Here is a 22,738-nt window from a genome sequence, read left to right as displayed (position 1 = left end):
GTTGCGGGGGCTGAAGACGAGCTTAAGGCGGGCTGCAAAAATGCGCGTGGTAAAGCAACGGTAAAAGCGAGATGGGACCGCTCAGCGCCCGACCTGTTCCAACTCGATCAGGGTGCCGTCGAAATCCTTGGGATGGAGAAAGATGACCGGCAGACCATGAGCGCCGGTGCGGGGCTGTCCGTCGCCCAGAACGCGGGCGCCCTGCCCCTCCAGCGTCTTTATGGCGGCCAGGATATCGGGCACCTCAAAGCAGAGATGGTGCATGCCACCCGCAGGATTTTTCTCGAGAAACGCGGCGATGGGCGAGTTTGCGCCCAATGGCTCGAGCAGTTCCACCTTGGTGTTGCCGGTATCGATAAAGATGACACTTACCCCGTGCTCCGGCAGCGCCTGTGGCGCGCCGACACTTGCGCCGAGCCGGTCGCGATATTTGGCAGCGGCAGCAGCGAGGTCAGGGACGGCAATGGCAATGTGATTGAGGCGGCCGATCATCGGTTGGACAGCCTTCCCTCGATTTCGTTGAGCACCGAGAAGGCTGCGTCGAGCACGTTGGTGCCCGGGCCGAAGATTGCGGCCACGCCGGCCTCGTAGAGCATGTCGTAATCGGGCTCGGGAATGACGCCGCCGACAATAACGGTGACGTCGCCGAGCGCCCGCGCCCTGAGCGCGGCAACGAGCTCGGGCACCAAGGTCTTGTGACCGGCGGCGAGCGATGAGACGCCCACCGCATCGACCCGCAGCTCTTGAGCATGGGCCGCGACTTCCGGCGCGGTCTCGAACAGGTCGCCCATATGTACGACAAAGCCCAGATCGGCAAAGGCGGAGGCGATGATCTTGGCGCCGCGATCATGGCCATCCTGCCCCATCTTGGCGATGAAGATCGCTGGCGCCCGGCCTCGCGCCGCCCGGAAGGCGTCGATGCGCGCGGTGACCGACTTCAGCTGCGGATCGTCGCCATATTGGCCTGCGTAGACGCCGGAAATCACCCTCGTGATCGCCCGGTGGCGCCCGAAGACGTCTTCCATAGCCTGCGATATTTCCCCCAGCGTGGCGCGGGCCCGGGCCGCCTCGATGGCGGCTTCGAGCAAATTGCCCTCGTCCTTGGCCGCATATTCGCGGAGCGCCGCGAGCATGGACTGACAGCGGGCCTCGTCGCGCGTGTCGCGGAGGCGCTGCAATTGCGACACCTGCTCGGCACGGACCTTGGCATTATCGATCTCGCGAACCTCGATGGTCTCCTCGACATCGACGCGATAGCGATTGACCCCGACAATGACGTCCTCGCCGCGGTCGATGCGGGCCTGACGCTGGGCCGCCGCCTCCTCGATGGCCATTTTCGGCCGACCGGAAGCAACGAATTCGGTCATGCCGCCCTGTTGCTCGGCCTGCTCGATCAAGGCGCTTGCACCCGCGACCAGGTCGGCGGTCAATGCCTCGATGTAATGGGAGCCCCCCAGGGGATCGACCACGTCGGTGATGCGGCTTTCATGCTGAAGGATCAGCTGGGTATTGCGGGCGATGCGGCTCGAAAACTCGGTCGGCAAGGCGATGGCCTCGTCGAAGGAATTGGTATGCAGGCTTTGCGTGCCGCCCAGCGTTGCCGCCAGCGCCTCGATGGTGGTGCGCACGATATTGTTGTGCGGGTCCTGCTCGGTGAGCGAGACGCCCGAGGTCTGGCAATGGGTGCGCAGCATCTTGGACCGCGGGTCCCTGGCACCCAGATCGGTCATGATCCGGCTCCAGAGCTGACGCGCGGCGCGCAGCTTGGCGACTTCGAGGAAGAAGTTCATGCCGATGCCAAAGAAAAAGCTGAGCCGCCCGGCAAAGGCATCGATATCGAGGCCTTTTGCCTGGGCCGCGCGCACATATTCCATACCGTCGGCCAGCGTATAGGCCAGCTCCTGCACCGCCGTCGCCCCGGCCTCGTGCATGTGGTAGCCGGAAATGGAAATGGAATTGAAGCGCGGCATGCGCTGGGCGGTATGCGCGATAATATCGCCGACGATACGCATCGAGGGCTCGGGCGGGTAGATATAGGTGTTGCGGACCATGAACTCCTTGAGGATGTCGTTCTGGATGGTCCCTTCGAGCTTGTCCTGGGTGACGCCCTGTTCTTCGGCGGCGACGATGAACATGGCCAGCACCGGGATCACCGCGCCGTTCATGGTCATCGAAACGCTCATCCGGTCGAGCGGAATGCCGTCGAACAAAACCTTCATGTCCTCGACGCTGTCGATGGCGACACCGGCTTTGCCGACATCGCCAACGACCCGGGGATGGTCGCTGTCATAGCCGCGATGGGTGGCAAGGTCGAAGGCGACCGAGAGGCCCTTTTGCCCTTTCTCCAGCGCCTGACGATAAAAGGCATTGCTCTCGCGGGCCGTGGAGAAACCGGCATATTGGCGGATGGTCCAGGGACGATTGGCATACATGGTGGCCCGTACGCCGCGGGTGAACGGCTCGACGCCGGGGATTTCCCCGTCATCGCCCAGATAGACAGGCTTCACGCCGATGCCGCCATAATCGCGATCCAAGGCGGAAAGGGGCGTGTCCTTCAGTTCTTTCTGGGCAAGCTTTGCCCATTTTTCATAATTGTCTTTGCCGGACATCACACCGCCTCGAATTCGATCATGACCTGATCCACCGCCAGGACGGCACCGGGCACGACATGGACCTTGGAAACCCGGGCCCGCTTTTCGGCCTTGAGCACGTTTTCCATCTTCATGGCTTCGACGATGGCGAGCGTCTGGCCGTCCTCGACAACGTCGCCCTCGCTGACATCGATGCGAACCACCTGGCCCGGCATGGGGCAGAGCAGGAACCGGCTCATATCCGGTGGGACCTTGACCGGCATGTGTTTCAGATATTGCGCCACATGGGGCCGCAGCGCGAGCACTTTGAGGTCAGCACCGCGATAGCGGATGCGGAAGCCTGAGGTTGTCGGGGTGACCTTGAGCACGGCATGACGCCCGCCCGACCAATCGAGATGGGCCAAGCTGTCGCCAGGCTGCCAGGTGAGCCGCACGGCCTCGGATCGCCAGTCGAGATCGACGAGGATGTCGGGCCCGTGCTGGTGCAGGACCACTGTTTCTGCACGCTCGCCGACCTGCACATGCCATTGGCTTTCGCTTTGCGCGCCGCCGCGGCGCTGCTCGCGCCGGGCCATGAGCATGGCGGCTGCGGCGATGACATCGAAATGTTGATCCTCGCATAGAGCCCCGCCGGAGAACCCGTCCGGGAATTCCTCGGCAATATAGCCGGTGGTCAGCCGCCCCTCGCGGAACCGCTCCTGCTCCATCACGGTCGAAAGGAAAGGCAGATTATTGCCCACGCCCTCGACCTCGAAGCTATCCAGCGCAATCGCCATGGCATCGACCGCCTGCAGCCGCGTCGGCGCCCAGGTGCAGAGCTTGGCGATCATCGGGTCGTAGAAGGTGGAGATTTCGCCACCTTCGAAGACGCCGGTATCGTTGCGCACGACCAGCGTTTCCGACGCGCTCTCCGTCGGCGGTCGGTAGCGGGTCAGCCGCCCCGTGGAGGGGAGAAAATTGCGGTAGGGGTCTTCGGCATAGAGCCGGCTTTCGATGGCCCAGCCCTTGCGCTCCACCTGGTCCTGGGCCAGCGGCAATTTCTCGCCATTGGCGACGCGCAGCATCATCTCGACCAGATCGAGACCGGTGATCAATTCGGTCACCGGATGCTCGACCTGCAGGCGCGTGTTCATTTCGAGGAAGTAGAACTTGCGGTCCTTGTCGACGATGAATTCGACCGTGCCGGCGCTGCGATAGCCGACGGCTTTGGCCAGCGCCACAGACTGCTCGCCCATGGCCTGGCGCGTCGCCTCGTCGAGGAAGGGGCTGGGTGCTTCCTCGATCACCTTCTGGTTGCGCCGCTGGATCGAGCATTCGCGCTCGTTGAGATAGAGCACGTTGCCATGGCCATCGGCGATCAGCTGGATTTCGATATGGCGCGGCTCGGTGACGAATTTTTCGATGAAGATGCGATCATCGCCGAAGGAGGAGGCCGCCTCCGACCTGGAGCGCTCGAAGCCTTCGCGGGCTTCGGCATCGTCGTGGGCGATGCGCATGCCCTTGCCGCCACCGCCGGCCGATGCCTTGATCATGACGGGGTAGCCGATTGAGCGGGCGATGGTCACCGCGTGTTCGGCGTCGTCGATCAGGCCCATATGGCCGGGCACGGTGGAGACGCCGGCCTCGGCAGCGAGTTTCTTACTGGTGATCTTGTCACCCATCGCCTCGATAGCCTTGGGCGGCGGGCCAACAAAGATGATGCCCTCGGCTTCGAGCGCCTCGGCAAATCTGGCGTTTTCGGAGAGGAAGCCATAGCCGGGATGCACCGCCTGTGCACCCGTGGCTTTGCAGGCGGCAATGATCCTGTCGATCTGAAGGTAGGAGTCCTTGGCGGGCGAAGGGCCGATATGAATGGCCTCGTCGGCCATGCGGACATGGAGCGCTTCCCGATCGGCGTCGGAATAGACCGCGACGGTGGCAATGCCCATCTTCCGCGCCGTCTTGATGACCCGGCAGGCAATCTCGCCGCGATTGGCGATGAGGAGTTTGGTGATCATTTTTCTCTCCTCACAGCGGAATATTATCGTGCTTCTTCTTCGGCCCCTGCACGCTCTTGTGCCGGAGGGTCGAGAAGGCGCGGATGACGCGGCGCCTTGTGCCATGGGGCATGATGACGTCGTCGATGAAGCCGCGTTCGGCGGCGACGAAGGGGTTGGCGAAACGGGCTTCGTAGTCGGCGGTGCGCTGGGCGATCTTGTCCTTGTCGCCCAGTTCGGAGCGATAGAGGATTTCCGTCGCGCCCTTAGCGCCCATGACGGCGATCTCGGCCGAGGGCCAGGCGTAGTTGATATCGGCCTTGATGTGCTTGGATGCCATCACGTCATAGGCGCCGCCATAGGCCTTGCGCGTGATGACGGTGACGAGCGGCACGGTCGCCTCGGAATAGGCAAAGAGCAGTTTTGCGCCATGCTTGATGATGCCGCCATATTCCTGCGCGACGCCGGGGAGGAAGCCGGGCACATCGACAAATGTCAGGATCGGGATTTCGAAACTGTCGCAGAAGCGGATGAAGCGGGCGGCTTTCTTGCTGGCATTGATGTCGAGGCACCCGGCCAGCACCAGGGGCTGGTTGGCCACGACGCCCACCGTATGCCCATCGAGCCGGATGAAGCCGATGAGGATATTGCCGGCGTGGTCCTTCTGGATTTCGAGGAAATCGCCCTCGTCGGCGACGGTCTCGATCACCTCGCGCATGTCGTAGGGCTTGTTGGCGCTGTCGGGGATGATGGTATCGAGCTTGTCGTCGCGCCGGTCGACGGGATCGTGGCTCGGCAGGCGCGGCGGCTTCTGTCCGGCGGCCAGGGGCAGGTAGGAGAACAAGCGCCGCACTTCGAGGAGGGTCTCGATGTCGTTGGCAAAGGCAGCGTCGGCGACCGAGGATATTTTCGTGTGGGTGGAGGCGCCGCCGAGCTCTTCCTGGGTGACCGTCTCATTGGTGACGGTTTTCACCACATCCGGGCCGGTGACGAACATGTAGCTTGTGTCCTCGACCATGTAGATGAAATCGGTCATGGCCGGGGAATAGACCGCCCCGCCGGCACAGGGGCCCATGATCACCGAGATCTGCGGCACGGCGCCACTGGCCTGCACATTGCGCCAGAACACGTCGGCATAGCCGCCCAGAGAGGCGACGCCTTCCTGGATGCGTGCGCCGCCGGAATCGTTGAGACCGATGACCGGGGCGCCGTTCTGCATGGCTAGATCCATGACCTTGCAGATCTTCTGGGCATGGGTTTCGCTCAGCGAGCCGCCAAAGACGGTGAAATCCTGGGAAAAGACATAGACCAGCCGGCCGTCGATCGTCCCCCAGCCGGTGACCACGCCATCACCAGGGATGATGGTTTCCGCCATGCCGAAATCACGGGCGCGATGGGTGACGAACATGTCGTATTCTTCAAACGAGCCGGGATCGAGCAGCACGTCGAGCCGCTCGCGCGCGGTCAGCTTGCCCTTGCCGTGCTGGATATCGATCCGCCGCTGCCCACCCCCCAGGCGTGCATTGTCCCGCTTGGCCTCGAGAGCGGAAATGATGTCCTGCATGAGCGTGCCTCCGATGGTCTGACCGGACCTTAGCCCGACGCGACGCCGACCCCAAGACAGGAAAAGGCGGGACTGCTACAAACACACACAGGCAAGCATGTGATTTTGTGAGGTTGTGAAGATGGCGGCGCGAAAAGTGTTTGCCGGAGCAAAATTGCGGGCCCTGCGCGCCCAGCACCGCCTGACTCAGAGCGAGCTGGCGCTGCGGCTCGATATTTCCGCGTCCTATGTCAACCAGCTCGAGTCCAACCAGCGCCCTCTCACCGCATCGGTCATGCTGGCGCTGGCGGAGGCGTTCGACCTGGACCTGGCCGGGCTGGCCACGGACGCCTCGGACCGGCTGGTGATGGATTTGCGCGAGGCACTGGCGGATCCCGTCTTTGGCGAAGTGGTACCCAACCTGCAGGAGCTCAAAAGCGTCGCCAGCACAGCACCAGACATGGCCCGGGCCGTCCTCGCGCTCTATGGCGCCTATCGCAAAAGTACGGAACGCCTGGCCGGCATGGATGCAGCCCTGTCGCGGGACCCGCAAAGCGGGGTGGCCAGCGCCTATGAGGATGTGCGCGATTTCTTTCACTATGCCGACAATTACATCGATCCGCTGGACCGGGCGGCAGAGGCGGTTTCGGATGAATTGGGCCCCCTCGGGCCAGACCGACTGCGTCGACTGATCGACTATTGTGCCGAAACACATGGCATCAGGGTGGTGCTGGACGTGCCAGTGCGCCCCGACACCCTGGTGGAGTTCGATCGTTCTAGCCGCCTGCTGCGCGTCAATGCGCATCTCGAGCCGTCCAGCCAGTTCTTCCGCATCGCCTCGACCCTGGCCGGGCTCGAACAGGCCACGCTGATGGATGCCCTGCTCGACGAGGCCAGCTTTTCGGCACCGGAGGCAAGGCCGATCGCGCGGATGGGGCTGGCCAATTATTTCGCGGGGGCCCTGCACATGCCCTATGGATCGTTCCTCAAGGCGGCAGATGCCTATCGGTTCGATATCGAAGAGCTGGCGCGCGTGTTCGGCGCGAGCCTCGAACAGGTGGCGCACCGGCTTTCCACCATGCAGCGGCCGCGCGAAAAAGGCGTGCCCTTCTTTTTCGCCCGGGTCGATGCTGCCGGCACGATCACCAAGCGCCATTCGGCGACGGCGCTGCAATTTGCCCGCTTCGGCGGGGCCTGCCCGCTGTGGAACGTGCATCGCGCCTTCGAAGCGCATGGCCAGATTATCCGGCAATTGGCAGAGACGCCGGACGGAAGACAATATCTGTGCCTGGCCTGGAGCCACGAGAAGCGCATGGGCGGCTATCGCGGCACGACGCGCCGCTATGCCTATGCCCTGGGCTGCGAGATTTCCCATGCCGGGCGGCTCGTCTATGCCGACGATCTCGATCTGACGCGGACCGGGTTCGAGCCCATTGGGATTTCCTGCCGCATCTGCGAGCGCCGCGCCTGTCCGCAGCGGGCGGTCCCCCCTTTGGCGTCGGCTATTTCAGTTTCGGCCGACCGGCGCAACGTGGTGCCCTACGACATCGGCTAGGCGGGATCGAAATCGGGATCACGGCGATCGAAGGGCTTCAGGCCGGACGCAAAGCGGCGGGCGTTCTGCACATAGCGATCGGCCGAAGCCGCAAGCGCCTCGACACCCTCGCGGTCGATTTCGCGCACGACCTTTGCCGGTGCGCCCATGACCAGGCAATTATCAGGAATGACCTTGCCCTCGGTCACCAGTGCATTGGCCCCGATCAGGCAATTTTTCCCGATGACAGCACCATTGAGCACGGTGGCGCCCATGCCGATAAGGGAATTGTCGCCAATGGTGCAGCCATGCACAATGGCGCCATGACCGATGGTGACGTTTTCGCCAATGCACAGGGGATAGCCGCGGTCGGTGTGCAGCACGACATTTTCCTGCACATTGGTGCGGGCGCCGATGGTGATGGTTTCGATATCGCCGCGCGCAACGACCCCGAACCAGATCCCGACTTCGGGGCCGACGACGACGTCCCCCACTAGGGTCGCATTTGGGGCAATGAAGCCGATATCGGGGTCGATCCGCGGAGCAATCTCGTCCAGCGCGTAGATGGTCATGAAAATCCCTCCCTCAAGGCTTGATGCCGTAGGCATCGCGCATCTGCGCGATTTCCGAAAGGGCGTTTTCGAATGCTGTCCAGTCATCGGCCTCCGCCACCGGGGCCCAGATCGCCTCGACATCATCGATCAGCATGGTCCGCGGCCGTGTCCGCGCGAAATAGGCGTGGTCGAGGTTGACGTCGACGCTGGGGCCATAAAGTTCGAGTAGATCGGCCACCGGACGGAACGCCTCGCTGGCATAATGGTGGGCGGCAGGACTGCGTGCGGCACGCAGGCTGCTGAGGGCACCGCCGCGCCAGTCGAAAAAGAACTGCTCGTAGGGCGATTGGCTTGCAGAGAGAAATCCGAACACTGCCGTCACCAGGGCACCGTCCTGCTCCAGCGCGCGCGGCTCAAGCCCCAGTCGACGCAATATCTGCGCCGGCAGCTCCGCCCGAAACCGCGGCCAGATCGTATTGAGCGCCGGCTCGAGCTGTTCGATGGAAGAGACTGGCACGAGGCATTCGGCCAGCCGCGTCAGGTTCCATGCCAAGGTGTCCGGCTGGCGCCCGAAAGCATAAAGGCCGGTCTCATCGAAATAGGCGGCAGTAAAGTCCGGATCGTAATGAGGCAGGAACCGCCAGGGCCCGTAGTCGAAGCTCTCGCCGGTCATGTTGATATTGTCGGTATTGAGGACGCCATGCACGAAGCCGGCGGCGGTCCACTGGGCGCCCAGCCGCGCGACTTTGGCCACCACCGCCTCGAGAAAAGCGGCGGGTTTGTTCGGCGTGTCGGCCAGCTCGGGGTAATAATTGGCGACGCAATAGTCTACGAGGCGCGCCAGATTCTCCGTGTCCTCCAGATAAGCCAGCCGCTGGAATGTGCCGATGCGGATATGGCTGTGGCTGAGGCGGGTCAGCGCGGCCGAGCGCGTCGGCGAGGGCTCGTCGCCCCGGTAGAGTTGCTCGCCGGTCTCGACCAGGGAAAAGCTCTTGGAGGTATAAACGCCAAGGGCTTCGAGCATTTCGGTGGCCAGCACTTCGCGCACACCGCCCTTGAGGGTGAGCCGGCCGTCGCCACCGCGCGACCACGGCGTCTTGCCGGTGCCCTTGGTGCCGAAATCAAGCAGGCGGTGATCCACCGGATCGATGCATTGGGCGAAAAGGAACCCGCGCCCGTCGCCGAGATCGGGATTGTACGAGCGGAATTGATGGCCGTGATAGCGCAAGGCCAGAGGTTGGGTCAGCGATCCAGCAAGGGGCTCGAAGCGACCGAAATGGGCCAGCCAGCGCGTCTCATCCAGCATATCAAGGCCGAGGCGCCGGGCCCAGCGCTGATCGCGGTGGCGCAGGATGGTTCTGGGAAAATCGATGGGGGCGACGCGATCATAGAAGGCGTCGCCGAGTTCTTCGTGGCGGCGGGCTGGCATAAACTGGCTCATGGCAGCCGAACGCTATCATGGCCGAAACGGTTCGTCGCCAGCAGGAAAGCCATGCACAGGACAGTCTGGCGGATGACACAAATGGGGCCTATAGGTCCAGGAATGATGCCCGCTTCCGACACGCTCCGCCTCCGCCCCTTCCAGGCCGCCATTTTCGACATGGACGGCACGCTGCTCGACACGGAAGCGGTGTTTCGCGAGATCGTCTACGATGTCTGCACCGAACTGGGCTTCGAGATGACCCATGACGTGCATCAGTCCATGGTCGGCTCCAGCCATGAACGCACCAACCAATTGCTGATCGAGGCCTATGGCGTGGCGTTCCCCTATGCGCTGTTCGACGAGAGGTGCCGCGTCACCATGCGCGAGCGCAGTCACGCCGGTGTTCCGGTCAAGCCGGGTGCTGTGGAGTTCATCACCGAATTGAGAGACCGCGGCATCCCCACCGCAGTTGCCACCTCTTCGCGCAATCCCCATGCCGCCCATCATCTGGGGGCAGCAGGGCTGCTGGACCTGTTCGAAACCGTGGTGACGCGAGACGACGTGGTCCATCCCAAACCGCATCCCGAGCCCTATCTGACGGCGGCCAGGCGCCTGGGCGTGGAGCCTGTGCATTGTCTAGCACTCGAAGACAGCCATGCCGGCGTGCGCGCCGCCCATGCTGCCGGCATGCAGACGATCATGGTGCCCGACCTCGTGGGACCCAATGCCGAAATCGAGGCGCTGGGCGTCTCGGTCGTGCCGAGCCTGATGCTGGTGCACCTGGCCGCGTTTGCCCGCGACTAAGAAGTGATTAACCATGTCGGGTAATGGATAAAACCTTATCGAATGCGGTAAGGCCCCCTTCAGCACGACCCAAGCTCCTGCAAAACAAGGGTTTCCTTGCTTTCTCTGCTCCGTTAACCCTGTCTTAAGTCGCTAACGGCTATGGTTAACCAGCCGTAAATTTCGACTTCCATCCCGGACGGCGCTTGGCTAGTGTGCAGCCGGGAAGTGACAGGGTGCCCCAAACGGCATCCTCCAAGAAGGTCCGCCGGATATGGCTGGCAGGACCCAGGGGTTAGGACGGGGCATGATATCGGACCGGCAGCAATTCTTGGCGCGCGCGCTTTCGCCGGTGCTGGCCCTTTGTGCCGCCGCACTCGTGCTTTTCGTGATCGTCACTCCTGCCCAGGCCGATACGACAGTCACTCTGCCCGAAACGATTCCGGTCGCCATTGCCGAATTGCGCACCCAGCCGGCCATTGGGGCGACACGGGTTCCGCTTGCCCCCGGCGAGCTGTCGCTGACGCCCCAATTACTCGCCAATTACGGTCAGCGTCAGCTGGCCCTGCGTTCGGTGGACGTCACGCTTGCCGGACCGCAGCCTGAACTGACGCCGGACCTGCTCATGGGCTATATCGGCCGAGCTTCCTATGGCGGCAATACGGCCCTTTCAGCCATTGCCAGTCTTGCCGGGCCGGCGCCACGTCCGCAGCCGAGCGTGACGTCCGACATGCTGGCCGGCTATGTCCAGTCCGGCTACGAGCCGATGGAAAAGCGGCTCGAGCGCGCCGATACCGAGCGCGATTGCTTGGCCCAGGCGATCTATCACGAAGCGCGCGGCGAGAGTGCTGAAGGACAGCTGGCCGTGGCCAATGTGATCGTGAACCGCGCCCGTTCGGGGGAATTTCCGGACTCCCTGTGCGGCGTGATCTACCAGAATGCCAATAAGGGCCTCTATCGGTGCCAGTTCACCTTTGCCTGTGACGGGCGAGACAATACGCCGGGCGAACGCCGTGCCTGGGCCAAGTCCAAGGATCTGGCGCGCGAAGTCTATGCCGAGTTCGCACAAGGCAAGGACATCGGCGTCCTGCCCGGATCGGCGCTCTATTACCACACGACGGCCGTGGCCCCGTCCTGGTCACACACGTTCAGTCGCGTGGCGGCGGTGGATTCGCACATCTTCTATTCGCCGAACTGAGCTTGCCATCTCGGCAGACGAAAAGGGCGCCCAAGAGCGCCCTTTTGCTTGTCGTTCATTCCGCCGCCATCTGCAGCCGAGGCCCTGCCTCAGCGTCGGCCTCGGGGCCGAATTTCTCGAAATTCGCCCGGAAAAGCCCGACAAGCCTCGTGGCCTGGGCGTCGTAGAGCTCGGGATCGGGCCAGGTCCGGCGTGGATCCAGCAGGCGTTCGTCGATGCCCGGGACGTTGAGGGGCACCTCGAAGCCGAACAGGGGATCAAAGCGCATATCGGCATGGTCCAGCGCTCCATCCAGCGCCGCGCTGAGCAGCAGGCGGGTCGAGGCGATGTCGATGCGCTTGCCCTGACCATAGGCGCCGCCGGTCCAGCCGGTATTGAGCAGCCAGGCCTGAGCGCCGCTGGTGCGAAGGCGTTCGGCCAGCATCTGACCGTAGACGCTGGGGTGCAGCGGCATGAAAGGGGCCCCGAAACAGGCCGAAAAGGTGGCCTGTGGCTCGGTGATGCCACGCTCGGTACCGGCGACCTTGGCGGTATAGCCGGACAGGAAATGGTAGACCGCCTGGTCAGGGGTCAGGCGGGCCAGCGGTGGCAGGACGCCAAAGGCGTCGGCGGTGAGGAAGACGATCGTGCGGGGCGTGCCACCGACGCCGCCGCGCGCCACAGAGGGGAGCACGTCGAGCGGGTAGGCGGCGCGCGTGTTTTCGGTGAGCGTTACGTCGTCAAATGCTGGCACATTGTGAGCGTTGAGCACGACATTTTCGAGCACGGTGCCGAAACGGCGGGTTGCGGCGAAAATCTCCGGCTCGGCACTGGCCGAAAGCTTGACCGTCTTGGCGTAACAGCCCCCTTCGAGGTTGAAAACACCATCCTCGCTCCAGCCATGTTCGTCATCGCCGATCAAGGGGCGGGCCGGATCGTTGGACAGGGTGGTCTTGCCCGTGCCCGAAAGACCAAAGAACAGGGCAGCCTCGCCATCGGGCCCGAGATTGGCCGAGCAATGCATGGGCAGCACGCCGCGCGCCGGGGCATGGAAGTTGAACAGCGAGAACACCGACTTCTTGATTTCACCGGCATAGAGCGTCCCGGCGATCAGTACGAGGTTGCGCGTCATGTCGAGCGCGATAACGGTTTCGGTGCGGCTGCCGTGGCGGGCCGGGTCGGCCTTGAAATGGGGCGCATGGACGATGGTGACCGGCATGGCGGCATCGGAAGCGGCAATGTCCTCGCCGCGCCGGATCAGCAGATTGCGGATGAAGAGCGCGTGCCAGGCGCTGGGCGTGACGACCGTCACGTCATATTGGTGGCGCGGATCGGCGCCGGCCAGAAGATCCTGGCGGTAAAGCGACTGCCCCCCCAGGTGCGCGCGAATGTCGGCCAACAGCACATCGAAATGGTCCGGGCTCATGGCGCCCGAATTGTCCCACCAGACGCTGGCATCGGTGCGCGCATCGCGGACGATGAACTTGTCCTTGGGCGAGCGGCCCGTATAGGCCCCGGTGGTCACCGAGAGGGCACCATCGGCGGTCAATACGCCATGCCCCTGCCCGAGCGAAGCGGCAACCAGGGCCGGCGCATTGGCGTTGTCGCTAAGCGATGTGGCGGCTGCGGACAATGCGGTCCGAAGGGCGTCGTGATCGAACGCTGTCATCTTGATCTCCACGCGCCGCAATCAATGCGGCCTATGGACGGCAAAATAGGGAGCGATACCGGCCGCGAACCATCCGGAAATCGGTCGTAAGACTGAAGTTGCATCGCACGGAACTTGTATGGAACCCGCGGAGAATTGGCACGAGACTTTGCACCAGACTTGGCCGTGCCTTATTTAATGCGTAATTGTCGCCTGCAACGGGCGCAAATACCTGTCAGCGAACCGGCAGGGCTTTGACCTTGCAGCGTCACGAAGAGAAAGGCAGACCATGCCAAAAATCGCCCTTGTGGACGATGACCGCAATATTCTCACCTCCGTTTCCCTCACGCTGGAAGCCGAGGGCTACCAGGTTGCCACCTATACCGACGGTGCCTCGGGACTGGAGGGGCTGACCAGCGACAAGCCGGACCTGGCCATTCTCGATATCAAGATGCCGCGCATGGACGGTATGGAATTGCTGCGCCGCCTGCGGCAGAAGTCCGATGTGCCCGTCATCTTCCTCACCTCCAAGGATGAAGAGATCGACGAATTGTTCGGGCTCAAGATGGGCGCCGACGACTTCATCACCAAGCCGTTCAGCCAGCGACTGCTGGTGGAGCGCGTTAAGGCGATCCTGCGCCGTTCGGCACCACGCGACCCCGTCGCGGCGGGCACAGGCAGCGCCGAGCCCGCGCCCAGCAAGGCGCTGATCGAGCGCGGCGCGCTGGTGATGGACGAAGAACGGCATACCTGTACCTGGAAAGGCCAGCGGGTCACGCTCACGGTCACCGAATTCCTCATCCTGCAGGCGCTTGCGCTGCGGCCGGGCGTCGTCAAGTCGCGCAACGCGCTGATGGATGCCGCCTATGACGACCAGGTCTATGTCGACGACCGCACCATCGACAGTCACATCAAGCGGCTGCGCAAGAAGTTCAAGTCAACCGACGACGACTTCGAGATGATCGAGACGCTCTATGGCGTCGGCTATCGCTTCAAGGAGCAATAAGGCACAAGTGGCCGTCCTGGACCCACAACTCGACGATCCCGATAGCAAGAGAGACGAGCCCCCTGCCGGCGCGGCGAAAACGCCCGGCAGGAAAAGGCGACGTTTTATCCTGCGTCCGGTCGCCCGGGTTTTCGGCGCGATCGGACGCTTCGTCAATTTTGCCATTTTTTCCAGCCTGACGCGGCGCATCGTGGTGCTGAACATGGCGGGCCTCTTGGTTCTGGTGGTGGGCATCCTCTACCTCAACCAGTGGCGCGCCGGCCTGATCGATGCCCGGGTGCAATCGCTGCGCGTGCAGGGCGAGATCATCGCCGCGGCCATTGCCGCCTCGGCGACGGTGGACAGCGACATCATCTCGATCAATCCCGACCGCCTGCTGAATGCCCAGGGGGCCAATGTGTCCCCGCTTTCCTATTTCGACCCGAGCCTTGAATTTCCCATCAGCCCGGAGCGGGTGGCGCCGCTGCTGCGCAACCTCATCACTCCCACCCGCACCCGGGCCCGCATCTATGACCAGGGCGGCCTGCTGATCCTGGACAGCGACAATATCTATGCCCGGGGCGAGGTGTTGCGCCGCACCATCGACACCAGCCAGCCGAGCTTTTTCCTGGCCGATTGGTGGAATGCCATCATCTCCTGGGCGCCGGGGGACAATTATCCAACCTATCAGGAATACCAGGCCGATGAAGGCGCGCGTTATCCCGAAGTCGCCTCGGCGCTTCAGGGCGCCCCGGCCGATTTCGTGCGTGTCGACAGCCAGGGACAATTGGTGGTTTCGGTGGCGGTGCCGGTCCAGAGGCTGCGCGCCATAGTGGGGGCGATCCTTTTGTCCACCGCGCCGGGCGATATCGATTCGGTGGTGGCGCAGGAGCGCTGGAGCCTGCTGCGCATCGCCCTGATCGCGGCAGGGGTGCAGATCGTGCTGTCGCTGCTGCTGGCCGGGACCATTGCCGGCCCGATGCGGCGGCTTTCGGCAGCGGCCGAACGGGTACAGACGGCAGGCGATGCGCGCGCGGAAATCCCCGACCTCACCGACCGGCCCGACGAGATCGGTCATCTGTCAGGCGCGCTGCGGCGCATGACCGACGCGCTCTACAACCGCATCGAGGCCATTGAGCGCTTCGCCGCCGACGTGGCCCACGAGCTGAAAAACCCACTGACCTCGCTGCGATCGGCCGTCGAGACGCTGCCGCTGGCAAAGCGGGCGGAGGACCGGGCACGCCTCAACGAAATCATCCAGCACGATGTCAAACGCCTCGACCGGCTGATCACCGACATTTCCAGCGCCAGCCGGCTCGACGCCGAACTGGCGCGCGAGAGCGCCGAGCTGGTCGATGTCGAAAAGCTGGCGGAGGCCATGGTCGCCATCCAGAAGGACATGGCTGCAGGCCGCCGGGTCGAAGTGGTGATGGGCAAGCGCTCGGGACGCGGATCGACGACAATCAGCGGCCACGAGAGCCGGCTGGCGCAGGTCTTTGCCAACCTGATCGACAATGCCGTGTCATTTTCGCCCGAAGGCGGCACCGTGACGGTCGCCATCGGCACCGAGGGCGATGCAATCACCGTGACGGTAAGCGACGAAGGCCGCGGCATCACTGGGGACACCGCCAAGATCTTCCAGCGGTTCTATACCGACCGCCCCGAGACAGAGAGCTTCGGCAATCATTCCGGCCTTGGTCTATCCATCTCCAAACAGATCGTGGATGCCCATAAAGGCACGATCCGGGCGCATAATCGTACCGACCGGTCGGGCGCGGTTTTTACAATTGTATTGCCAAGAGCGCGCAAATAGACTTGGGGCATGAGCAAGCCACAAAACATGCACGGGACCGGATTGGTCCTGGGCGATACGGGAATATTGCTGCGCGGCCCATCCGGTGCGGGAAAATCCGTTTTGTCGATGGCCTTGCTGGATCGCTGGGAAGGCCGGGGGCAAAAGGCGTTCCTGGTTGCGGACGACCGCGTGGATATCCGCGACGACGGCGATTTCCTGACCATGCTGGCGCCGCCGCAACTGGCCGGACTGATCGAATTGCGTGGGCGGGGCATCGTTTCCCGGCCGCATGTCGAGAGCGCCAGGCTGCATCTGGTCATCGACCTCGTCCCCGAATTGATGCGTCTTGTGGAAGAAGAAGAGCTGCAGACAGAGCTTTTCGGACATGACGTGCCGCGCGCTCCGGTGCCCCAGGCCGGCATCGTGAGTCTGGGCCACCAGGAATTGCTGGTGGTCGAGGCGGTGCGCGCAAGCCTGGAAGCCGCAAAGACGTGACAATTTACCCCTTGCAAGGCCGAAGGCGGGGGACAAAGGTGTGCGCGAATGTTCTGTCAGCGCCCGATGACAGGACCGTTTGGGGCTCAGGGACGAAAACCGCGCAGGGATGTGCCATGGTTCGTTCGATTGGGGAAAGTGCATGATCGGATTGGTTCTGGTGACCCACGGCGCGCTTGCCGACGAATTCAAGCTGGCCATGGAACATGTGGTGGGACCGCAGGAGCAGATCGAGACCATTGCCATCGGTCCCGAAGACAATGCCGAAGCGCGCCGCGAGGACATCCTCAAGGCTATCGACCGTGCCGATAGTGGCGACGGCGTCATCATCCTGACCGACATGTTCGGCGGCACGCCCTCGAACCTGGCAATCTCGGTGATGCAGAACCGCCATATCGAGGTGATCGCAGGCGTAAACCTGCCCATGCTGGTCAAGCTCGGACGCGTGCGCGGCGAGATGAGCATGGAAGATGCGGTCAACATTGCCCAGGAGGCGGGCAAGAAATACATCACCGTTGCCAATGCGGTCCTGGGTGGAGCCAGCTGATGGATGCGAGCAGGGCGGTTGCCCAGCAATTAACCATCGTCAACCGCAAGGGCCTGCATGCGCGGGCTTCAGCCCGCTTCGTGCGTACGGCTGAATGTTTCGACGCCAATATCAGCGTGATCAAGGACGGCACCTCGGTGGCGGGAAATTCCATCATGGGGCTGATGATGCTGGGGGCGGGCCCCGGCGCCACGATTTTGGTTCAGGCGAGTGGCAAGCAGGCACGCGAAGCGCTCGAAGCGATCACCGAACTGGTCAATAACGGCTTTGACGAGGACGTGGACGGGGCCGAGGCGTGAACGATGGCGTGATCCTTGCGGATTACGACCCTGCCTGGGCCAGACGTTTCACCATTGAGCAGGACCGGCTGCGCGCGGTTCTAGAACCCGAGCCGCTGACCATCGCGCATATCGGCTCGACCGCGATCATCGGCCTGGCCGCAAAACCGGTCATCGACATCCTGATCCATGTTGCAGACCGCGCGCAGGCGCTGGCCTCGATCCCGGCGGTCGAAGCGCTGGGCTATGCCAATGTGCCCAATTATGTCGATCCGCACCGGGTGGTGCTGATCAAGCGCCGCGCGGACGGGGAGCGGACGCATCATGTGCATGTGCACAGCGACGCCGACGAAGTGCGACGGCACCTGATGTTCCGCGATCGCCTGCGGACCGACCCGGTCGCCCTTGCCGATTACGCCGCGCTCAAGCGGGATCTGGCGCAGCGCTTCCCCGCGGACCGGGCGGCCTATTCCAAGCACAAGACCGCCTTTATCGACGCGATGGTGCTGGGCATGGGCGGGCCGGCGCGCAAGACACCCTGGAACCCCTGACTTTTTCCTGCCGTTTCCTGGGTCCATGGTGAGGGCTTGATCCGAGGGGAGGCAGGTTTGCGGCGATTGATTGCGGGGGTCGGCGGCATCGCTCTGGCAGCGAGCCTCAGCCAGTTTCCAGAATATGCCCAGCAATATACCCAGCGCCTGGGCGGCGCGGTGGATGAGTTGCGGGTCATCACCGAGGATTTCGACCGGGCGGCGCAGGCCGGCGGCATGGACCGGCAAGGTGCGCTGCAACGGTACAGCGTTTCGAACGACACGTTCCTGGCCGGGCGCGGGACGAGCATGGCGCAGACCTTCATGCGCTACGAGCAGCTCAGCGCGACGCTGGCGCGGATAGAGGGCGCCGGCCCGCTGGAGCGGCTGCAAACGCTGCCGGCCTATCTCGACAGCGATATCGGCCAGCGCACGCTGGAAAATTACCGCCCCGCCATGCCGGTAACGGTGGAAGGCGTGCTCTATGCCGGCGCCGGCTTCATCCTGGGCTATCTGCTGGTCTCGGGCATCGTGCGGTTCTGCGCCCTGCCCTTTCGCCGGCGGCGCCATGGCCATGTCTACCGGGCGTGAGTGCGGCATATAAGGATTTCTTTATATCCGTCATTGATCGGTAAGGACTGCTCCCGTATAGGAAGAGCAAAGACCAATCCTGCTGTGGAGCCAGCCATGACCAAGAGCGCGACCGATTATTCGGTCAAGGACATTTCCCTCGCCGATTTCGGGCGCAAGGAAATCTCCATTGCTGAAATCGAGATGCCGGGCCTGATGGCGATCCGCGAGGAATATGCCGCCAGCCAGCCGCTCAAGGGCGCCCGCATCGCCGGATCGCTGCATATGACGATCCAGACCGCGGTGCTGATCGAGACGCTGGTGGCGCTGGGCGCCGATGTGCGCTGGGTGTCGTGCAACATCTTCTCCACCCAGGATCATGCCGCCGCCGCCATCGCCGCAGCGGGCATTCCCGTCTTTGCGCACAAGGGCGAGACGCTGGAAGAATATTGGGACTTTACCGACCGCATGATGGAATGGGGCGATGGCGGCACGCCGAACCTGATCCTCGATGATGGCGGCGACGCCACCATGCTGGTGCTGACCGGCGCCAAGGCGGAGACCGATCCGTCGATCCTCGACAAGCCGGGCAACGAGGAAGAGGAAATCTTCTTTGCCACGATCAAGAAGCGCCTGGCCCGCAATCCGGGTTTTTATTCGGCGATCCGCGCCAATATCAAAGGCGTGTCGGAAGAGACGACGACAGGCGTGATGCGCCTTTACCAATTGCATGCCAAGGGCGAGCTGCCCTTCCCGGCTATCAACGTCAACGACTCGGTGACCAAGTCGAAGTTCGACAACAAGTATGGCACGCGCGAAAGCCTGGTCGACGCGATCCGGCGCGGCACCGACGTGATGCTGGCCGGCAAGGTCGCCATCGTGTGCGGCTATGGCGATGTGGGCAAGGGCTCGGCGGAATCGCTGCGGGGCGCCGGCGCCCGCGTGCTGGTGACCGAAGTCGACCCGATCTGCGCCCTGCAGGCCGCCATGGAAGGGTTCGAGGTGGTGACCCTGGCCGAGGCCGCACCCCGCGCCGACATCGTGGTGACCGCGACCGGCAATCGCGACGTGCTGATGGTCGATGACATGCGCAAGCTCAAGGACATGGCCATCGTCTGCAATATCGGCCATTTCGACAACGAAATCGACGTGCTCGGCCTGCGCAATTTCAAGTGGACCAATGTCAAGCCGCAGGTCGACCTGATCGAGCAGCCCAATGGCAACCGCCTGATCCTGTTGTCAGAAGGGCGCCTGGTCAATCTGGGCAATGCCACCGGCCATCCGAGCTTTGTGATGTCGGCATCGTTCTCGAACCAGACGCTGGCCCAGATCGAATTGTGGACCAATGGCGCCACGATCGAAAAGAAGGTGCATGTGCTGCCCAAGCACCTGGACGAGAAGGTCGCCGAGCTGCACCTGGCCAAGCTGGGCGCCAAGCTGACCAAGCTGACCCCGGTTCAGGCCGACTATATCGGGGTGACCGTCGACGGCCCGTTCAAGTCGGGCGAATATCGCTACTAAGACGCAGGCCTCAACTTTTCTGCGCAAAGCCCGGCCAATCGTGCCGGGCTTTTACACTTTTTAAAGGTTTCTGTTTCGTTCTCCGGTCAAGCGCTTTCCGCCACATTTGCCCGCAACGCACAGCCATGAAGACTCTTTTGCCCGATTCCCCTGCCCGCTATGGTTCAGTGATTCGGGCGGCGCGGGGACATGCCGCCTGTCGGGGGCAGCCGGGACAGAGCATTGTCCTGCGTCAGGCCGCCCTGTCTTTAAGTGGCGTACCGGCCGTTCTGGCCGGGTTTGCACAGCAATGAAGCGAAAGAGGGCACGCATGGCGCCGGAACGGCTCCGGAAGCATTTGGGATTCGCAGCGATCGCGAGCGCACCCCTCACCCTGATCATGGCCGCCCCCGCTCTGGCCCAGGGTTTTGTTCCGGCACAGCTGGGCGGCATCGCGCCCCTCGCCGTTGCGCTGGGCGCCGGCGGCTTTGCGCTGGCGTCGATGGCCATTATCCGCACCATCCAGGCCGAGAGCCGTGCCGCGCGGCGCCGCGCCGCCGACCAGATCGCCAATCTGCGCGCCATGGTGGACGAATACGAAAACCTGATTTCCGGCAGCAATGAACTGACGGTGCTCTGGAGCGACCAGGGTGCGCCGCGCATTCTGGGCCAGGCCGGAACGGTGCTGCCCGAGGGGCGCCAGCCGCAGAGCCTGCTCAACCTGCATTCCTGGCTCGGCGCTGCCGAAGCCAATCGCCTGGGGGACCTGCTGGACGAACTGCGCCTCCAGGGCCGCGGATTCACTGCCAGCGTGCGCACCTCCGAGGGCAAGGTGGTGCGGGTGACGGGCTGGACGATGGGGACCGGGGCAGCCCTGCGCCTGCGCCCCGCCTTTACCCAGCCCAGCGACGAAGCCGCCCTTGTGGCCGACACGAGCGCCGAAACCGCCAGCGACGACAAGCAAAGCGCCCGCACCATTCTGGGGCTCCTGTCGCTGCCAGCCTATCTGCGCGATAGCAACGGCAGGCTGTGCTTTGCCAACAGCGCTTATTGCGCGCTGGCCAAGGCCCTGGGCAAGACCTGCTCGGAAACCGAGCCGACCGAAATCATCGAGCCGGGCCTGCGCGCCCGCAACCAGGGCCATCCCGGTGGCGTCCTGGTCGACCTGGGCGACAAGGGGCGTTTCGAGCTGGTCGAAAGCGCTCTGCCCGAAGGCCTTGCCGGTTATCTGCGCCCACAGGAAGCGGCACGTGCGCCGGTCGAGTCGGGGCTCGCCCATATCGGTGGCATCATCGATGCGCTGGCCACCCCGATCGCCATTTTCAATTCGCGGCGGGAGCTGACCCAGTTCAACGCTGCCTATGCCAATCTCTGGAACCTCAGCCGCGCCTTCCTCACCCCCGGGCTCGACGAACGCGCGATCCTCGACAAATTGCGCACGCTGGGCATGCTGCCCAACCAGGTGGATTACCATACCTGGCGGGCCAAGCACCTCGAGAGCTATGAGCGCAAGGCGCCCTTCGAGGCCGACCCGTGGCACCTGCCCGACGGGCGCACCATCAAGGTGATTTCCGCCCCCGCCGGCCCCAATGGCGGCGTCATCTACGTGTTCGAGGACCTGACCGAGCGGCTGGAGCTGGAAAGCACCAACAAGGCGTTCACCAATGTGCTGCGCGAAAGCATGAACGCGCTGAGCGAAGCGGTGGCAGTGTTCGGCACCAATGGGCGGCTGACGCTGTCCAACCCGCAGCTTTCCAAGCTGTGGAAGCTGCCGATGAACGCCTTTGGCAGCAGCCCCCATATCGACCAGTTGGCCGAGGCCAGCGGGCAGGCCATTCCCGAGGACGGCGCTACGATCTGGCGCGACCTCAAGCGCTCGATCATCGATCTCAACCCCACCCGCACCGACCGGCATGGCCGGATCAACCGCTCCGACGGGCGGCTGATCGACTATGCCATTACCCGGCTGCCCGACGGGCAGACGATGATGACCTTTCTCGATGTCACCGAAAGCGCCTCCTATTCGAAGGTGCTCAAGGAGCGCAACGATGCCCTGGTCGCCGCAGACCGGCTCAAGGACGCGTTCGTGGAAAACGTCTCCTATGAACTGCGCAGCCCGCTGACCAATATCATCGGCTTTGCCGATCTGCTTTCCGACATGGAGGGGGGCAGCTTCAACGCACGGCAGCGCGAATATATCGACTATATCCGCGCCTCCTCGGTGACGCTGGGCGTGCTGATCGACAATATTCTCGACCTGGCATCGGTCGATGCCGGCATTGCCGAGCTCAATCCCGAGCCGCTCGACGTGATGGCGCTGGTCGACAAGGCCAAGGCCGGGATCACCGCGACCTTCCCAGAAGTTGCGGGCGACGCACCCAATCTCGTCATCGACATCGAGCCGGACCTTCCGGTCTTCGTCGCCGACCGGACGCGCATCGTGCAGGTGCTCTACAACCTGCTGTCCAACGCCGCGCGGTTCTCGCCGCCGGGCGGGGAAATCCGGCTTTCGGCCAGCCATCGCGGCGACCGGATGATCTTCGTCATCGAGGACGAGGGCCCCGGCATTACTGACGAGATGAAGGCCGCCATCCTGACCCGGCTGGACGGGCCGCAATCGGGTGGGCGGCAACGCGGCGCGGGGCTGGCGCTCTCGATCGTGCGGACCTTCGTCAACCTCCATGGTGGCACGATTTCGGCGGAAAAGCGTGAGCCCAAGGGCAGCCGCATCATCGTCAACCTGCCGCTGGACAGCGCCCTGGCCGGCGTGGCCGAATAGGCCTGGGCCCGAAGCGGGCAAAGGGGCGGA

The 22,738-nt window shown here is 63.5% G+C and carries 19 protein-coding genes; 12 read left to right on the top strand and 7 right to left on the bottom strand.

The window, feature by feature from the left end; translation table 11 throughout:
* Nucleotides 1-81 precede the first annotated feature (81 nt).
* From mce to VE26_RS15965, 4 genes are read right to left on the bottom strand one after another with little or no spacing between them, the layout of a single operon-like run.
* Nucleotides 82-492, bottom strand: coding sequence for a methylmalonyl-CoA epimerase (gene mce, locus VE26_RS15980; protein ID WP_046106099.1), 411 nt, complete (start codon nucleotides 490-492; stop codon nucleotides 82-84).
* Nucleotides 489-2,609 carry a methylmalonyl-CoA mutase gene (gene scpA, locus VE26_RS15975; RefSeq protein ID WP_046106098.1) on the bottom strand — a complete coding sequence of 707 codons (2,121 nt, stop codon included), beginning with the start codon at nucleotides 2,607-2,609 and terminating at the stop codon, nucleotides 489-491. The genes mce and scpA overlap by 4 nt, the downstream gene beginning before the upstream one ends.
* On the bottom strand, nucleotides 2,609-4,588 hold the full coding sequence (locus VE26_RS15970) for an acetyl-CoA carboxylase biotin carboxylase subunit (RefSeq protein ID WP_046106097.1): 1,980 nt from the start codon (nucleotides 4,586-4,588) through the stop codon (nucleotides 2,609-2,611). The genes scpA and VE26_RS15970 overlap by 1 nt, the downstream gene beginning before the upstream one ends.
* A gap of 10 nt (nucleotides 4,589-4,598) precedes the next feature.
* Nucleotides 4,599-6,131: an acyl-CoA carboxylase subunit beta gene (locus VE26_RS15965; protein ID WP_046106096.1), complete on the bottom strand. Its 1,533-nt coding sequence runs from the start codon at nucleotides 6,129-6,131 to the stop codon at nucleotides 4,599-4,601.
* A gap of 121 nt (nucleotides 6,132-6,252) precedes the next feature.
* Here VE26_RS15965 and VE26_RS15960 point away from each other — a divergent pair, with 121 nt between their 5' ends.
* Nucleotides 6,253-7,665, top strand: coding sequence for a helix-turn-helix domain-containing protein (locus VE26_RS15960; RefSeq protein ID WP_046106095.1), 1,413 nt, complete (start codon nucleotides 6,253-6,255; stop codon nucleotides 7,663-7,665).
* On the opposite strand, the gene VE26_RS15955 is transcribed toward VE26_RS15960, so the two are convergent.
* Together VE26_RS15955 and VE26_RS15950 are read right to left on the bottom strand one after the other, a co-directional pair.
* Complete coding sequence (locus tag VE26_RS15955; RefSeq protein WP_046106094.1) at nucleotides 7,662-8,216, bottom strand: gamma carbonic anhydrase family protein; 555 nt, start codon at nucleotides 8,214-8,216, stop codon at nucleotides 7,662-7,664. The two genes, VE26_RS15960 and VE26_RS15955, sit on opposite strands and share 4 nt — an antisense overlap.
* Nucleotides 8,217-8,229: 13 nt before the next feature.
* On the bottom strand, nucleotides 8,230-9,639 hold the full coding sequence (locus VE26_RS15950; protein ID WP_046106093.1) for a protein adenylyltransferase SelO: 1,410 nt from the start codon (nucleotides 9,637-9,639) through the stop codon (nucleotides 8,230-8,232).
* Nucleotides 9,640-9,744: 105 nt separating this feature from the next.
* Between VE26_RS15950 and VE26_RS15945 the strand changes: the two genes are divergently transcribed.
* Together VE26_RS15945 and VE26_RS17265 are read left to right on the top strand one after the other, a co-directional pair.
* Complete coding sequence (locus VE26_RS15945; protein WP_152658899.1) at nucleotides 9,745-10,425, top strand: HAD family hydrolase; 681 nt, start codon at nucleotides 9,745-9,747, stop codon at nucleotides 10,423-10,425.
* Between the two features lie 286 nt (nucleotides 10,426-10,711).
* Complete coding sequence (locus VE26_RS17265) at nucleotides 10,712-11,602, top strand: cell wall hydrolase (protein ID WP_052715964.1); 891 nt, start codon at nucleotides 10,712-10,714, stop codon at nucleotides 11,600-11,602.
* Between the two features lie 55 nt (nucleotides 11,603-11,657).
* Here the strand turns inward: VE26_RS17265 and pckA are convergent, their stop codons facing one another.
* Nucleotides 11,658-13,250, bottom strand: a complete 1,593-nt coding sequence (pckA, locus tag VE26_RS15935) for a phosphoenolpyruvate carboxykinase (ATP) (protein ID WP_046106463.1) — start codon at nucleotides 13,248-13,250, stop codon at nucleotides 11,658-11,660.
* A gap of 268 nt (nucleotides 13,251-13,518) precedes the next feature.
* Here pckA and VE26_RS15930 point away from each other — a divergent pair, with 268 nt between their 5' ends.
* The 9 genes from VE26_RS15930 (at nucleotide 13,519) to VE26_RS15890 (ending at nucleotide 22,708) form a co-directional block, all read left to right on the top strand.
* Entirely contained in the window at nucleotides 13,519-14,235 is a 717-nt protein-coding gene (locus VE26_RS15930) for a response regulator transcription factor (protein WP_046106091.1), read from the top strand.
* A gap of 7 nt (nucleotides 14,236-14,242) precedes the next feature.
* On the top strand, nucleotides 14,243-16,027 hold the full coding sequence (locus VE26_RS15925; RefSeq protein WP_046106090.1) for a sensor histidine kinase: 1,785 nt from the start codon (nucleotides 14,243-14,245) through the stop codon (nucleotides 16,025-16,027).
* A 9-nt stretch (nucleotides 16,028-16,036) separates the two neighbouring features.
* The gene (locus tag VE26_RS15920) at nucleotides 16,037-16,504 is read left to right on the top strand and encodes an HPr kinase/phosphorylase (protein ID WP_084620604.1); all 468 of its coding nucleotides are present in this window, start codon (nucleotides 16,037-16,039) and stop codon (nucleotides 16,502-16,504) included.
* Nucleotides 16,505-16,646: 142 nt separating this feature from the next.
* On the top strand, nucleotides 16,647-17,051 hold the full coding sequence (locus tag VE26_RS15915) for a PTS sugar transporter subunit IIA (RefSeq protein WP_046106089.1): 405 nt from the start codon (nucleotides 16,647-16,649) through the stop codon (nucleotides 17,049-17,051).
* Nucleotides 17,051-17,350 carry an HPr family phosphocarrier protein gene (locus VE26_RS15910; protein WP_046106088.1) on the top strand — a complete coding sequence of 100 codons (300 nt, stop codon included), beginning with the start codon at nucleotides 17,051-17,053 and terminating at the stop codon, nucleotides 17,348-17,350. Before VE26_RS15915 ends, VE26_RS15910 begins: the two co-directional genes overlap by 1 nt.
* Nucleotides 17,347-17,880 (top strand): GrpB family protein, encoded by a 534-nt coding sequence (locus VE26_RS15905; RefSeq protein WP_046106087.1) that lies wholly within the window; start codon nucleotides 17,347-17,349, stop codon nucleotides 17,878-17,880. The genes VE26_RS15910 and VE26_RS15905 overlap by 4 nt, the downstream gene beginning before the upstream one ends.
* A 57-nt stretch (nucleotides 17,881-17,937) precedes the next feature.
* Nucleotides 17,938-18,450: a DUF2937 family protein gene (locus VE26_RS15900; RefSeq protein WP_046106086.1), complete on the top strand. Its 513-nt coding sequence runs from the start codon at nucleotides 17,938-17,940 to the stop codon at nucleotides 18,448-18,450.
* A gap of 96 nt (nucleotides 18,451-18,546) precedes the next feature.
* Nucleotides 18,547-19,950 carry an adenosylhomocysteinase gene (gene ahcY, locus VE26_RS15895; protein ID WP_046106085.1) on the top strand — a complete coding sequence of 468 codons (1,404 nt, stop codon included), beginning with the start codon at nucleotides 18,547-18,549 and terminating at the stop codon, nucleotides 19,948-19,950.
* Between the two features lie 310 nt (nucleotides 19,951-20,260).
* A complete protein-coding gene (locus VE26_RS15890; protein WP_046106084.1) occupies nucleotides 20,261-22,708 on the top strand; it encodes a sensor histidine kinase in 2,448 nt (815 codons plus the stop codon).
* Nucleotides 22,709-22,738: the final 30 nt, after the last annotated feature.

This window comes from Devosia chinhatensis (assembly GCF_000969445.1).
GTDB lineage: Bacteria > Pseudomonadota > Alphaproteobacteria > Rhizobiales > Devosiaceae > Devosia > Devosia chinhatensis.
This window is presented reverse-complemented; position numbering and strand designations above follow the sequence as displayed.

Bases quoted from the DNA above. Each gene is read 5' to 3' on its own strand.
- mce (WP_046106099.1), bottom strand. From the start codon at position 492: ATGATCGGCCGCCTCAATCACATTGCCATTGCCGTCCCTGACCTCGCT.
- scpA (WP_046106098.1), bottom strand. From the start codon at position 2,609: ATGTCCGGCAAAGACAATTATGAAAAATGGGCAAAGCTTGCCCAGAAA.
- VE26_RS15970 (WP_046106097.1), bottom strand. From the start codon at position 4,588: ATGATCACCAAACTCCTCATCGCCAATCGCGGCGAGATTGCCTGCCGG.
- VE26_RS15965 (WP_046106096.1), bottom strand. From the start codon at position 6,131: ATGCAGGACATCATTTCCGCTCTCGAGGCCAAGCGGGACAATGCACGC.
- VE26_RS15960 (WP_046106095.1), top strand. From the start codon at position 6,253: ATGGCGGCGCGAAAAGTGTTTGCCGGAGCAAAATTGCGGGCCCTGCGC.
- VE26_RS15955 (WP_046106094.1), bottom strand. From the start codon at position 8,216: ATGACCATCTACGCGCTGGACGAGATTGCTCCGCGGATCGACCCCGAT.
- VE26_RS15950 (WP_046106093.1), bottom strand. From the start codon at position 9,639: ATGAGCCAGTTTATGCCAGCCCGCCGCCACGAAGAACTCGGCGACGCC.
- VE26_RS15945 (WP_152658899.1), top strand. From the start codon at position 9,745: ATGCCCGCTTCCGACACGCTCCGCCTCCGCCCCTTCCAGGCCGCCATT.
- VE26_RS17265 (WP_052715964.1), top strand. From the start codon at position 10,712: ATGATATCGGACCGGCAGCAATTCTTGGCGCGCGCGCTTTCGCCGGTG.
- pckA (WP_046106463.1), bottom strand. From the start codon at position 13,250: ATGACAGCGTTCGATCACGACGCCCTTCGGACCGCATTGTCCGCAGCC.
- VE26_RS15930 (WP_046106091.1), top strand. From the start codon at position 13,519: ATGCCAAAAATCGCCCTTGTGGACGATGACCGCAATATTCTCACCTCC.
- VE26_RS15920 (WP_084620604.1), top strand. From the start codon at position 16,037: ATGAGCAAGCCACAAAACATGCACGGGACCGGATTGGTCCTGGGCGAT.
- VE26_RS15915 (WP_046106089.1), top strand. From the start codon at position 16,647: ATGATCGGATTGGTTCTGGTGACCCACGGCGCGCTTGCCGACGAATTC.
- VE26_RS15910 (WP_046106088.1), top strand. From the start codon at position 17,051: ATGGATGCGAGCAGGGCGGTTGCCCAGCAATTAACCATCGTCAACCGC.
- ahcY (WP_046106085.1), top strand. From the start codon at position 18,547: ATGACCAAGAGCGCGACCGATTATTCGGTCAAGGACATTTCCCTCGCC.
- VE26_RS15890 (WP_046106084.1), top strand. From the start codon at position 20,261: ATGGCGCCGGAACGGCTCCGGAAGCATTTGGGATTCGCAGCGATCGCG.